General features: G+C 63.3%; 13 protein-coding genes. 6 read left to right on the top strand and 7 right to left on the bottom strand.

The annotated features are described in order from the left end of the window. Position 1: 1 nt before the first annotated feature. Positions 2–376 carry a thioredoxin family protein gene (locus HZR20_RS00795; protein WP_181684695.1) on the bottom strand — a complete coding sequence of 125 codons (375 nt, stop codon included), beginning with the start codon at positions 374–376 and terminating at the stop codon, positions 2–4. Between the two features lie 432 nt (positions 377–808). On the opposite strand from HZR20_RS00795, the gene HZR20_RS00790 reads away from it, so the two are divergent. The 5 genes from HZR20_RS00790 (at position 809) to HZR20_RS00770 (ending at position 5,608) form a co-directional block, all read left to right on the top strand. Then, positions 809–1,579, top strand: a complete 771-nt coding sequence (locus HZR20_RS00790; RefSeq protein WP_181684694.1) for a response regulator — start codon at positions 809–811, stop codon at positions 1,577–1,579. A gap of 147 nt (positions 1,580–1,726) precedes the next feature. Continuing rightward, complete coding sequence (locus HZR20_RS00785; protein WP_181684693.1) at positions 1,727–2,635, top strand: PLP-dependent cysteine synthase family protein; 909 nt, start codon at positions 1,727–1,729, stop codon at positions 2,633–2,635. A gap of 87 nt (positions 2,636–2,722) precedes the next feature. Next, on the top strand, positions 2,723–4,378 hold the full coding sequence (locus tag HZR20_RS00780; protein WP_181684692.1) for a response regulator: 1,656 nt from the start codon (positions 2,723–2,725) through the stop codon (positions 4,376–4,378). Between the two features lie 70 nt (positions 4,379–4,448). After that, positions 4,449–4,961, top strand: coding sequence for a hypothetical protein (locus tag HZR20_RS00775; protein ID WP_181684691.1), 513 nt, complete (start codon positions 4,449–4,451; stop codon positions 4,959–4,961). After that, the gene (locus HZR20_RS00770; protein ID WP_181684690.1) at positions 4,958–5,608 is read left to right on the top strand and encodes a permease; all 651 of its coding nucleotides are present in this window, start codon (positions 4,958–4,960) and stop codon (positions 5,606–5,608) included. Before HZR20_RS00775 ends, HZR20_RS00770 begins: the two co-directional genes overlap by 4 nt. On the opposite strand, the gene HZR20_RS00765 is transcribed toward HZR20_RS00770, so the two are convergent. The 4 genes from HZR20_RS00765 to cyaB all read right to left on the bottom strand — a co-directional run bounded on the left by HZR20_RS00765 (position 5,609) and on the right by cyaB (position 9,299). Then, a complete protein-coding gene (locus tag HZR20_RS00765) occupies positions 5,609–6,109 on the bottom strand; it encodes a DUF5804 family protein (protein WP_181685056.1) in 501 nt (166 codons plus the stop codon). 100 nt (positions 6,110–6,209) lie between these two features. Further along, a complete protein-coding gene (locus HZR20_RS00760) occupies positions 6,210–7,412 on the bottom strand; it encodes a tRNA sulfurtransferase (protein ID WP_181684689.1) in 1,203 nt (400 codons plus the stop codon). A 75-nt stretch (positions 7,413–7,487) separates the two neighbouring features. Then, positions 7,488–8,693 (bottom strand): methionine adenosyltransferase, encoded by a 1,206-nt coding sequence (locus HZR20_RS00755; RefSeq protein WP_181684688.1) that lies wholly within the window; start codon positions 8,691–8,693, stop codon positions 7,488–7,490. A gap of 60 nt (positions 8,694–8,753) precedes the next feature. Beyond that, complete coding sequence (cyaB, locus tag HZR20_RS00750) at positions 8,754–9,299, bottom strand: class IV adenylate cyclase (protein ID WP_181684687.1); 546 nt, start codon at positions 9,297–9,299, stop codon at positions 8,754–8,756. A 104-nt stretch (positions 9,300–9,403) separates the two neighbouring features. On the opposite strand from cyaB, the gene HZR20_RS00745 reads away from it, so the two are divergent. Further along, the gene (locus tag HZR20_RS00745; protein ID WP_181684686.1) at positions 9,404–10,366 is read left to right on the top strand and encodes an FKBP-type peptidyl-prolyl cis-trans isomerase; all 963 of its coding nucleotides are present in this window, start codon (positions 9,404–9,406) and stop codon (positions 10,364–10,366) included. Between the two features lie 18 nt (positions 10,367–10,384). Here the strand turns inward: HZR20_RS00745 and HZR20_RS00740 are convergent, their stop codons facing one another. Both HZR20_RS00740 and HZR20_RS00735 read right to left on the bottom strand, forming a co-directional pair. Next, positions 10,385–10,690: a hypothetical protein gene (locus HZR20_RS00740; protein WP_181684685.1), complete on the bottom strand. Its 306-nt coding sequence runs from the start codon at positions 10,688–10,690 to the stop codon at positions 10,385–10,387. Positions 10,691–11,015: 325 nt separating this feature from the next. Then, complete coding sequence (locus tag HZR20_RS00735; protein WP_181684684.1) at positions 11,016–11,645, bottom strand: RAD55 family ATPase; 630 nt, start codon at positions 11,643–11,645, stop codon at positions 11,016–11,018. Positions 11,646–11,755: the final 110 nt, after the last annotated feature.

Below are 11,755 nucleotides of genomic sequence, written 5' to 3'. Positions count from 1 at the left end.
GTCAGACCGCCGACTCGACTGATTCGAGTTGGCTCGCCAGATAGCTGGCGATCGGTTGACCCTCGTCCTCGACGAAGCGGGCGAGCTCTTCTCCGTCGCGCTCGACGACGACCGTCGGAATGTATTCGATCCCGTATTCCTCGACACCCTCGCCCTCCTTGTCCTGGTCGACAGGGTGGTGTTCGATGCGTTCTTCGGGGACGCCTGCGGCTTCGAGCGCGGCACCAAAGTCCGGCAGCAGTGATCGACAGTCGCCACACCAGTCACCGCCCCATACGCGGTACGTTACGTCCCCAACCCTCGCCAGGGTTTCGACAATGTCTTCGTGAGCGTCAGCGTTCCAGACCGGATTGGGTTCTAGCGTTTCGAGTGGCATGGCTCACAGTTCGGTGGCGAGCCGTTTAACGGTCGCGAAAGTGGTGAACGTAGCCTGTCTCGACCGTGCAGGGGTTCACCGCTCGCTTTGCTCTGGTCGGGTACTGACTGGAACGCGACGTCACTGATCGACGGACGAATGGGATACGTTCACGTCGGCGAACGTTGCCATCACAGACGCTCAGGATCACCAGTCCGGCAGCCGGGTCCGATGCCTGTTCGTCCAGATGGAGTACGTGCAGTCGGTTCCCCGTCGGGCCCCGCTCATGGTACAGAGTCACGCAACCCGCCCCACAAAGCCTTATCGCTCGCCGGGGCCGGGCTTCGGTTCGCTCACCCGATGATCGTGGGCAAACCGTGAACGCAGTCGCGCTCGAATGGCGACTGTGCCTCTCACACTACACTTATGGGTTCACCCAACCTATCTGCTGACATGTCGGAGGAGGATGTGGTCACTGTACTCTGTGTCGATGACGAGCCGGACTTTCTCGCGTTGAGCGAAACCGTCCTCCAGCGTAGCGCAGAGCGATTCGAAATCATCACGGAGACAGATCCCACCGCGGTCCTCGATCGACTATCGAGCAATCCAGTCGACTGTGTCGTCAGCGACTACGACATGCCTCACATGGACGGCCTCGAATTACTTGACGCGATTCGGGCTGAACATGCCGAGCTCCCGTTCATTCTCTTCACCGGCAAGGGGAGCGAGGAAGTCGCGAGCGAAGCGATCGCTCGCGGCGTCACCGACTATCTACAGAAAGGGGGCGGAACGGAGCGATACGCGTTGCTGGTCAATCGCATCGAAAACGCCGTCTCACAGCAACGGCGCAACCGGGAACTAAAGCGGTACGAGAAGCTGTTCGACGTCGCCCCGGTCGGGATATTTCGAACCGCGTCGGACGGAACGGTCTACGAGGTTAACGAAGCGATGGCCACCCTCGTCGGTTACGAGACACCGTCGGCAGCAGTCGACGCCTATAACGATCTCGCCCAGGAACTGTACAGCTCTCCGGAGCGACGCGAGACGCTCATCGACCGACTGGCTACCGAGGGGACCGTTACAAACTTCGAGTACGAAGCCATCTCGAAGTCGGGCGAAACACGCACCTTTCGCATGAATGCGACGGTGCTGGACGACCCCGACGATCGGCCGTTCGAGATCGTCGGCTACACCTGGCGCGTGCCGGAGTCCGAACTGGAGTGACGCTGGGCAGCCGGTCGTTTGGCCACCCCGCGACACTCCTGGGTCGTCGAGACGTGTCCGAGCTGGGACGTTGATCCGAGCGTCGTCGACGGTAGATCCTGCCGGTGTCCGGGAGAGATTTACGTCCCACAGCGCTAGCCATTCGCAATGGACACGTCGATTCTGGAGACGATCGGCTCGCCACTGGTCGAGCTTACCTCGCCGCCAGGGGCGACCATCGCTGCGAAGGTCGAGTCGTTCAATCCGGGCGGTTCGGCGAAGGATCGTCCCGCGCTGGGTATGATCGAGGCTGCCGAACGGGCGGGTGAACTCGAAGCCGGCGACAGTATCGTCGAGCCCACGAGCGGGAACACGGGCATCGGGATCGCACTGGTGGGGGCCGCGAAGGGATACGACGTGACGCTCGTCATGCCCGAAGACATGTCCGTCGAGCGTCGTCGTCTCATGAAGGCGTATGGTGCCGATCTCGAACTCGTCGCCGGGGATATGACGACTGCCCGCGAGCGGGCGGACGAACTCGAAGCCGAGGCGGGCATGTTCCAGCCCCGCCAGTTCGAGAACCCGGCCAATCCCCAAGCCCATTACGAGACGACAGCCCTCGAAATCCTCGAACAGATCGGCGACCGGACGATCGACGCGTTCGTCGCCGGCGTCGGGACGGGTGGAACGATCAGCGGGAACGCGCGACGACTCAAGGAAGCGTTCCCGGACGTGGACGTCATCGCCGTCGAACCCGAATCCAACGCCGTTCTCTCGACCGGCGAGTCCGGCTCTGATGACTTCCAGGGGATGGGACCGGGTTTCGTCAGCGAGAATCTGGATCGTGAACTACTCGACGAGGTGCGGACGATCGATCTCGAAGGCGCCGAGGCGGAGTGTCGCCGTCTGGCCCATGAGGAGGGCATTCTCGTCGGTCAATCCAGCGGCGCGATGGGCGTCATCGCCAGGGATGTCGCCGAGGAACGCGCAGACCCGGACGCGTCGGAGCCGCCATTGATCGTGACAGTCTTTTGGGACAGCGGCGAGCGGTATCTTTCGACTGGATTGTTCGACTGAGGTATATCTCTTGATCCCGTCTGGGCGGGCAGGTTTCCGGATTATTTTCCACAATTATTATGATGGGGGACTGTGTCGGCCCCGTTTATGGTCGGAGAGGTCGTCACGGTACTCTGTGTCGATGACGAAGCAGACCTGGTCGAGCTGACGGCCTCATACCTCGAGCGCGCTGACGAGGCCATCGAGCCGATCACCGTGACGGAGCCTGCCCAGGCGTTGGATCGTCTCGACGAGTCGACCGTCGACTGCGTGGTCAGTGACTACGACATGCCGGGGATGGACGGCATCGAACTGCTCGAAGCCGTCCGGGAATCGTTTCCCGATCTCCCCTTTATTCTGTTCACCGGCAAAGGGAGCGAGGAGGTTGCCAGTGAGGCGATCGCAAGCGGCGTGACCGACTATCTCCAGAAAGACACCGGCAGCGAGCAGTACGAACTCCTCGCTAACCGGGCACGCAACGCCGTCGAGCAGTATCGAGCCAGCCAGCGGGCGAGCAGCCTCGACCGCATCCGGACCATCCTCAGGGACGTCAATCAGGCACTCGTACGATCACACGACCGGCCGGAAATCGAGCGCCACGTCTGTGATATCGTCGTCGACGCCGATCCGTATCGCCTCGCCTGTATCGTCGAGCCTCACTCTGGTGGAGACTCGCTGACCGTCAGGGCCAGTGCCGGGTGTGAAGACGAAGACCGCGTCGATGACGCGGTACTTTCAGACTGGACTGAGACGGCAGCCTGTCCCGCGTGGGACGCTCTCGACACGGGCGACATCAAAACGGCACGGACCGATGGGACTGACCAGTGGCCCGCGGTCGTCGACGAGCGCGATTACCGATCGGCAGCGGCGCTCCCAATCGTCTACGAGGGGGATCGCTATGGCGTCTTCTGTCTGTACGCAGACGAGGCGGACGCCTTCGACTGGCGCGAACGGGAACTACTGGCTGAGATCGGCGACGACCTCGCTCACGCGATTTACCGGATCGAACTCCACGAACGCCAGCAGCGCTACGAGCGCATCATCTCGAACATTCCGGAAGGCGTCTACCGGAACTCACCCTTGCCCGACGGCACGCTGATCGAGGCCAATCCAGCACTGGCCGATCTCTTCGGTGCTGAGGCCGCGGCTGACCTCCTCGGGGAACCGTTCGAAGCGTTCTATGCAGACCCAGACGACCGCGAGCAGTTCACGACGACATTGCGGGAGGAGGGACTCGTTCAGGACATGGATTTGCGCCTGGAGCGTCGTTCTGGAGAGCCGTTCTGGGCGTCAGTGACCGGTATCATGACCGAAGAGGATGGTGAGCGGTACTTCGATGGCGTCGTGCGAGACGTCACTGACCAGCGAACCCGCGAACGCGAATTGCAACACTACGAGACACTGTTCGAACTGGCACCGTTCGGCATTTTCCGGACTGACGCCGACGGCGAGGTCCACGACGTCAACGAGCGGATGGCCACCATGCTGGGCTATGAATCGCCTGCGGACGCCATCGAGAGCGCCGACGATCTGGCGACGGAACTGTACGCGAACCCGGATCGCCGGGAGACGTTTCTCGATCGCCTCGGGACGGTCGGGTCGATATCCGGCTTCGAAATCGACGCCTACGACAGCGACGGGGAACTGATTGGACTCTCGATTCACGCCACGACGCTGGAGAACGGCCATCCTGCCGACTTCGACATCGTCGGGTTCGTCGAACCGATTCCGCCCTACACGGCGCGGATGAACGTAGAGTCCTGACCCGGGAGTTCCTGTCTTGGTTTCTTCCGTACCGTATCGTTTTCCACGTCGCCCTGTCAAGACGACAAGGATGACGTCGCTACTCGATCTCGTGGTCGGCAGTGGTCCCGGCCAGCGCGTGGTCGTACTCGGGGCGATCGCACTGTACGGCTATCTTTTCGCGACCCGTCCTGGAGACGCAACAGCGGCGGTCCGCAACGGCCTCGTTCTGTTCGGGCGGTTGTTCACGCTCATCATCGCGGCCCTCTTGCTCGCCTCGGCCGTCGAGACCCTTGTCCCGGCCGCAGCGATTCGTGGCGTACTTGGGGAAGCCGCCGGTCCGGGTGGGACTGTACTCTCGGGGCTGCTGGGCGGGACGCTCCCCGGTGGACCCTACGCCGTCTACCCACTGATTAGTGGCGTCGGTGCTGCGGGGGCCGGTGTCGGGGCGGTCCTGGCCATGTTGATCGGGTACGGCGCGATAGGTGTTGGACGCGTCCCCTACGGTCTGGTCTTTTTCGATACGAAGACGGTCGCCCTCCGACTCGCGATCGCCGTGCCCGCTACCGTCGTCGTCTCCGTGGGGGTGTTCCTCCTCGTATGACGGTCCGTGAATGGCTCGCCGGCCGGGCCGCCCAGGGACGCGCCGTCGGTCGCGCCGTTCGCCGGCAACTCGGTCGAGCACTGACTGAAATTGACCGCACCGACGTTTTCAATCTCCTCGTCGGAAGACAGTGGGGCCAGCGCGTCGTGGTCCTCAGTGCTGTTGCCGTGTTCACCTGGCTCGTTCTCACTGATCCGACCGCGGCCCGAGAGAGCGCCGCGTCCGGCATCGGCACGTTCGGACGCATGTTCACGCTCATTCTTGCCTCCCTGCTCATCGCCAGCGCCTTGGAGACAGTCCTCCCCCGGGACGCCCTGGCCGACTGGCTTGGCGAGGCCGCGGGCCCGAAAGGGGTCGTCCTCGCGGGACTGCTCGGTGGTCTCCTGCCAGGTGGTCCCTACGGGACCTATCCGATCATTCGGGGCGTCGCCGATCGCGGGGCGAGTTATCCAGCCATGTTGGCGATGCTGATCGGCTACAGCGTGATCGGCCTCGGCCGGGTCCCGTTCGGCCTCGCCTTCTTCGATGCGTGGATTGTCCTCGCCCGCGTCGTCATCGCTGTTGTGGTGACGATCATTCTGGCACTGCTTCTGTACGCGCTCGCCGGGACTGAACGGGGCGGGCGAGTGCTCGCCTTCGAGGAATAATCAGCCGCTGAACTCCGATTCGGTCACGCGAACGACGACGGTGTCGGTCACGTCACGCAGGTCGTAGGCCGGGATCGAGTCGTCCGTTCGGGTCACGTACATCGGCTCGACGAGTCGTCGAGCGGAGGTCACCGCGCCGGCTGTCTCGTCACCGTCGCTGTCGTCTGGTTCGAGCATGCCGTAGACTTTCAGGTAGCGGTCCGATTCGTCCGGGTCGACGCGGCCGTCGCGGATTTCCGTCGCTAGCTCGCGGGACAGCCACTCCGTCTCGCTCACGCTCGGTTCGCTGACGAGCGTGTCCGCGACGTAGCGGACGAGATACCAGTTGAGATCATTCAGCAGGGTGATTGTGGCCCCGAGACTCATTGTCTCGACTTCGACGGCGTTCCGGTAGGGCTCCGTCAGGTCGTAGGTCCACAACGCGTCGCGGGCGGTCTCGTGGGAGCGTAGCGTCTGCCGGAGGGCAACGTCGTCCGTGCCGAGCAGGCAGACGCGCGTCATCGACTGGTTGTCCGTCTCGGCATTCAAAAACCGTTCCGTCTCGAAGCGGGCAGTCGGCGAGCGCGCCCGTCCATGGTTCCCGCTGTCGCCGGGCGCGACGTCACTCGGCATCCACCGGCGAGTCGACGGCTGTCGGATTCGATCCGGCATTGTCGGCCAGTGCCAGCAGATCCGCTGGCTCGGCACCCTTGACCGCTGCTGGATCGGCGTGGGTTTCGGGCTTGTCGGGCGCGACCCGGTTGCAGCCCGCGGGGACAGTCGCGTCGTCGTACGTGCCCAGTTCCCGGGCCTGAGCGATGATGTCGGTCTTGTCGGTCGTCACGAGCGGGCGATGCATCGGGAGGTCGGTCACGGCGTCTGTGACGGCGATGTTGGCCGCCGTCTGGCTGGACTTCTGGCCGATCGACTCGCCGGTGACGATCCCGACCGCGCCGACGTCGCGGGCGACGCGTTCGGCGGCCCGGTACATGAACCGCCGCAGCGACAGCATCCGCGTGTCCTCAACTTCGGTCATCAACCGCTCGACGGCCTCGCCGCCGTCGATGACGTACAGCTGCAGATCGAAATTCGGCGCGCGCCGAGCGAGCGTCCCGGCGGCCGCTTCTGCTCGGGCGCGGTGGTCGACACCGCCGTAGGCCCCAAGATCGACGTACACTGGGATGACCGGCGCGCCACGGGTCATCGCTTGCCAGGCGGCGACGGGCGAGTCGATCCCGCCGCTGAGCAGCGCGACGAGGGGTTTTTGCGTCCCGAGTGGGAGCCCACCCGGCCCCGATCGTTTTTCGAGAAAGACGAACGCTTCATCGGGACGGGCTTCGACGAAAACGGTGAATTCGGGATCGTCGAGGTCGACTTCGGGCGTCTCGCCAATCGATTCGATGGCGTCCCAGATAGTTGCGCCGCCTTCGTTCTCGATGTCCCGACTCGAAAAGTCGTGGACGTCGTCGCCGCCGGCCCGCCGCGCCCGCACGGCGAAGGGGCCGCCGTCGTAGTTGGCGGTCGTCGTCTCGACGAGCGCGTCCGTGATCGCGTCCATCGTCGGGTCGATAGTCAGTGCGGGACTCGCCGAGACGACGCCCGGTGTCTCGGTGGCTGCCGCAGTCGCGGCCTCGATGGCGTCTTCGGTAGTCCGAACGTAGAGCCGGTTCCGTTCACAGCCGGTATCGCCCGGGAGTCCACGATCGGTAAGCAGTGCGTTGAGGTTCTCCTGGAGCTGAAACTCCATTTTCATCCGCACCTGGTCGCTCTTGATGCCGACCTCGCCGTGACGAACGACGACGGTGTCGGCCCCCGGTGGATGCATGGTCGAGCGTACTCCGTGGGCAAGTAAACAGGCTTCGACAGCGGACCCTCCGCGATCAGTTCCCGACTCGGCTGCTCAGAACGTCGAGAGGTCGCCCTCGATGACGCGTTCGGTGATGTCGGTGATGTCGGCGAGTTCTTCGTCGATGATGGCAGAGACGTCGTCCTCGACGTCGGCGACGTCGACGCCGTCTTCGGTGATGATCGAGGCGTCGGCGACGTGGGGATCGTCGATCGGCGAGCCGATCTGGCTGAGCAGGCGCACCTGCAACTGTCTGATCCCATCGACCTCCGCGACGACCGACTGGGCGATCTCGGTGCTCAGCAGGTTGTAGATCTTCCCGATGTGGTTGACGGGGTTCTTCCCGCTCGTGGCTTCCATACTCATCGGTCGGTTCGTCGTGATGAGACCGTTGGCGCGGTTGCCCCGGCCGACCGAGCCGTCGTCACCCTGTTCGGCGCTCGTGCCGGTCGTCGTCAGGTAGATCGCGCCTTCCTCGTAGTCGTCGGCCGTGTTCACGTCGACGTTGATCGACCGTTCCGTGTACTCGCCGGCGAGGTCGGTCACGTACTCCCGGACGCCCTCGACGGCGTCGCGGTACTCGTGGATATTGTCGACGTGGGCGTCGACCGTCGCGGCGGCCACGGTCACGTCGATGTGGTCGCCTTCGCGTTTACCCATCACCTTGATGTCCTGGCCGATTTCGGGATTCTCGAGGGCGTACTCTGCGTTGAGCTGACGTTCTGTGTTGAGGACGATCTGTTCAGTTTCGGTCAGTGGCGCGTGGCCGACCCCATAGGAGGTGTCGTTAGCCATCGGGATGGCCGCGCCGTCCTCGCCGAACACTTCTTGGAGGTCGCCGCTTCCCTCGCCGAGTCGGACATCGACGATCACGTCCGAGCCGATGTCGAGATGGGGAAAGGCCTCGTCGAGATACTCCCGTGCGGCCTCCAGGGCGATCGTGTCCGTCGGAATCCGCTGGCCCTGGAACTCCTTGGTCGCGCGGCCGACGAGCAACAGGTAGATCGGTTCGATCACTTCGCCGCCGCCAAAGGCCGGGGCGGACGTTCCAGCGACGAGTTGTGTCTCGTCGGTGTTGTAGTGGAGTACCTTTCCGACTCGGTCGAGGTACGTCCGGGCCAGCGCCTGCGAGACGCGCTCGGCGACGCCGTCACAGATCGAATCCGGATGGCCCAGCCCTTTGCGCTCGACGATTTCGACCCGCTGATCCTCGACGGCCAACCCGCTGGCTGGCGTGACGCGAATGTTCCGGTCAGTCATTACTACCAGATTGCCTGCCGTACCGTCTATAACTTACGGAAACCTTCTGCCCGCGTTCAATTACTCTGAGTTATTCAAAAGCAGGCCAAGATAGGATGTCCGGATGCTTTCGTCCGGGTCCAACCCGAGGTCCGCCAGCCTCCCCTGGAGGGATTCCCGGGCGCTTTCGACGGCACTCTCGTCGTCGACGTCGGTTTCGATCTCGACGAATTCCCCGAGGTCGGCGACGTCATCGAGTGTAACGGTGTACTCGCCGAGGGTGTATCGATGTCGTTCTTTCTCGACGGTGGTGGCGGGTTCGAACCCGAGTCCACGGACGATTTCGTCGGCCGTCTCGCCGTTTCCGACTGTCGTTTCGGCTTCTTGGCGGCTCTTTGACTCACTGTCGATCTTCGGGCCCTTATAGGTGAGTTTCGCCGTTGTCTCGCCGTGGCGGTGTTCTCGGCGGACCCGCAATGCCTCGTCAGTCGCCGCGAAGTCCCGGTGGGGCGCGTCGTAGTACGTGTCGACCTGTCGGATCGTCCCGAGTGGGTCAGCCCCAGCGTCGATCAGTGCCTGCCGGACTGTTTCGTGGTCAGCCCGCACCTTTACCTCTACCTCGTACATGGGCAGGGACAGCGGCCTACAGGCCAAAAACTGCACGCATCCGGACTCGCCGTCGATAGCCCCGAAACGTTGTCCTTAAGAGTGCAACGGGACTCTTTTCCGGTATGAGCGACGATTCCACAGCCGAGACGGCCGACGATAATGCGCAAAGCGACGAGGCGGCCGGTCTAGCGGAGGGTGACTTCGTTACACTGGAATACACCGCCCGGACCGTCGAGGACGGCAGCCTCGTCGATACGACCAGTCAGGAGATCGCCGACGAGGAAGGCGTCGGCGAGGACGAGGAGTTCGAACCCCGGACGATCGTGCTCGGCGAAGGCCACCTCTTCGAACCTGTCGAGGAGGCAGTCATCGGGGCGGACGTCGGTGACGAGGGCTCGGCCGTCGTCGACGCCGAGGATGCCTTTGGCGCGTACGACGAGGAAGAAGTCCGGACCGTCAGCGCCAACAAGATCCCAGAGGACGACCGCTACCCCGGTGCGCACGTCGACGTCGACGGCGAGCACGGCCACGTCGAGACGATCATCGGCGGGCGCGCCCGTGTTGACTTCAACCACCCACTTGCGGGTGAAGACGTCGAGTACGAGTACGAAGTCGTCGACACGGTCGATGATCGCGAGGCAAAGGCTGAGAGCCTGCTCGAGACCATGCTCGGCATGGATCTGGATGTCTGGTTCCAGACCGATGTCGAGGAAGAAGAAGAAGTCGTCGACGATCCCGAAGACCTCGAAGAGAGCGAGGAACTCGACGACGAGGATGGGCCGGTCACCGAGACCGTCGAAGTCGAGAAGGACACGCTGTACATCGAGGCCACGCCCCAGCTGTCGATGAACCAGCAGTGGATGATGGGCAAACAGCAGATCGCCCAGCAGTTCATCGACCTGCTCGACATCGACCGCATCATCGTCCAGGAGACCCTCGGTGAGGGTGCCGGCATGATGGGCGGTATGGGCGGCATGATGGGCGGCATGGGCGGTGCCGGCGGCGGCGATCTCGAAGAGGCGCTCGAAGACGCTGACGTCGACGCCGACGAACTCGCCGAGGAACTGGACGTCGACGAAGCCTAAGGACCGGATCCGACCGAATCATCGCCAGGGTAACAATCGATCGAGCAACGGCGCAGTTCGATTTTCCCGGCCCAATCGGCGCGGCATCGATTGCCCGCGAGCTTTCAGCAACGGCGTGTCGGTATCCGATCGTTCATACTCCTCGACAGTAGCAACCAGATTCCCCACGGCTTCGATCCGGACGTCGCCGATGGCTAGACAGCCGCTTTCGCTGTCTTCGGCCACCCAGACGGGATCTTCGACCCGCGCGGTTTCGGGCTCTCTGTACTCGATCCACGCCCGCTGACGGATCGCATCAGCGTCCACGTTCGCGTCCCGATCCATACCGGCCATAGGTGTGCAACTGACAAAACGGTATTCCGGCCGCCTGTCCGGCGAGCGAAGCGAGATCGCGACGATCTCGATCTATGCGAACGGTGCAACCGTGAGCAGCGAGCCGGTTCACCGTCAGAGCAAGCACTGACGAGCTCTCGTTCGCTATCGCTCACGAGAACACTCCGAGCGCCGCCTGCGGCGCTCGGAGATGTTTTTGGTCGAGCTTTTTGCAAAGGGTGGGTTGCGGGCCAGATGGCCCGCAACCGGATGACGTGGCGGCGAACGCCGCCACGCTGTTCGCGAAGCGAACTCACCGCAGTAAAAAGGTCGTGGTTCAGGCGATATCGCGGCTGGTGTCGATGCTGACCTCCTCGACCAGGTCGAGTTTGATGACGCTGGTCGGGGCCCGACCGCCGCGGAACTTGGGGATCGCCAGGCGGTTTTCAACTTCGTCGTTGGCGATCGTGGTGTGGAGGTCGAAGACGACATCGGCGAAGTGCTCGGTCGTATCCCGTAATGGGGGGACGCCCCGACCGTCCAGACAGTGCAGGACGGCGAGGCTGCCGGTGTTGAAGATGTGGTTCTGGAGGTCGTTCATGAAGCTCCGGAACCGGGAGGGTGGTTCCTGTGCTTCGAGGACATCCAGGGGGTCGATGATGAGGTTCGAGGTCTCCGGAAGCGCGCTGACGAGTTTGCCGGCGTTGTCAAGCGGTGCCTCGCCGGAGACGTGCCTGACCGTCGGTTGGCCGGTGGCCGTTGGGGACTGTTCGAGACTGTCCTTGATCGCCTGCTCGGATCGATCCAGTGAGAGATACAGCGTGCCCCGCGTCGCCGTCAGTTCGTAGAGAAACAACTCGGCCTGGCTGGCTGGCGTCGCGTTCAGCACTACAATGGAGCCGGACGGGAGCCCGCCGTCGAGTTTCCGGTCGAGGACATCGATCCCGGTCCGGAGCCGATCGGCCATGTGTCATTTACAACCATGGGGTGCCACGTGATTAAAGATTCCGGATTCAGCGACCGTGGCGACCTCCTGGCGCTATTTTCCCGACCAGGACTGGCGTGTCGGGAGATTCA

This window comes from Halorhabdus salina, assembly GCF_013839425.1.
GTDB classification, from domain to species: Archaea; Halobacteriota; Halobacteria; order Halobacteriales; family Haloarculaceae; genus Halorhabdus; species Halorhabdus salina.
The sequence above is the reverse complement of the archived record's forward strand: the minus strand, read 5'-3'. Positions and strand labels throughout refer to the sequence as shown.

Bases quoted from the DNA above. Each gene is read 5' to 3' on its own strand.
- HZR20_RS00795 (WP_181684695.1), bottom strand. From the start codon at position 376: ATGCCACTCGAAACGCTAGAACCCAATCCGGTCTGGAACGCTGACGCT.
- HZR20_RS00790 (WP_181684694.1), top strand. From the start codon at position 809: ATGTCGGAGGAGGATGTGGTCACTGTACTCTGTGTCGATGACGAGCCG.
- HZR20_RS00785 (WP_181684693.1), top strand. From the start codon at position 1,727: ATGGACACGTCGATTCTGGAGACGATCGGCTCGCCACTGGTCGAGCTT.
- HZR20_RS00780 (WP_181684692.1), top strand. From the start codon at position 2,723: ATGGTCGGAGAGGTCGTCACGGTACTCTGTGTCGATGACGAAGCAGAC.
- HZR20_RS00775 (WP_181684691.1), top strand. From the start codon at position 4,449: ATGACGTCGCTACTCGATCTCGTGGTCGGCAGTGGTCCCGGCCAGCGC.
- HZR20_RS00770 (WP_181684690.1), top strand. From the start codon at position 4,958: ATGACGGTCCGTGAATGGCTCGCCGGCCGGGCCGCCCAGGGACGCGCC.
- HZR20_RS00765 (WP_181685056.1), bottom strand. From the start codon at position 6,109: ATGACGCGCGTCTGCCTGCTCGGCACGGACGACGTTGCCCTCCGGCAG.
- HZR20_RS00760 (WP_181684689.1), bottom strand. From the start codon at position 7,412: ATGCATCCACCGGGGGCCGACACCGTCGTCGTTCGTCACGGCGAGGTC.
- HZR20_RS00755 (WP_181684688.1), bottom strand. From the start codon at position 8,693: ATGACTGACCGGAACATTCGCGTCACGCCAGCCAGCGGGTTGGCCGTC.
- cyaB (WP_181684687.1), bottom strand. From the start codon at position 9,299: ATGTACGAGGTAGAGGTAAAGGTGCGGGCTGACCACGAAACAGTCCGG.
- HZR20_RS00745 (WP_181684686.1), top strand. From the start codon at position 9,404: ATGAGCGACGATTCCACAGCCGAGACGGCCGACGATAATGCGCAAAGC.
- HZR20_RS00740 (WP_181684685.1), bottom strand. From the start codon at position 10,690: ATGGATCGGGACGCGAACGTGGACGCTGATGCGATCCGTCAGCGGGCG.
- HZR20_RS00735 (WP_181684684.1), bottom strand. From the start codon at position 11,645: ATGGCCGATCGGCTCCGGACCGGGATCGATGTCCTCGACCGGAAACTC.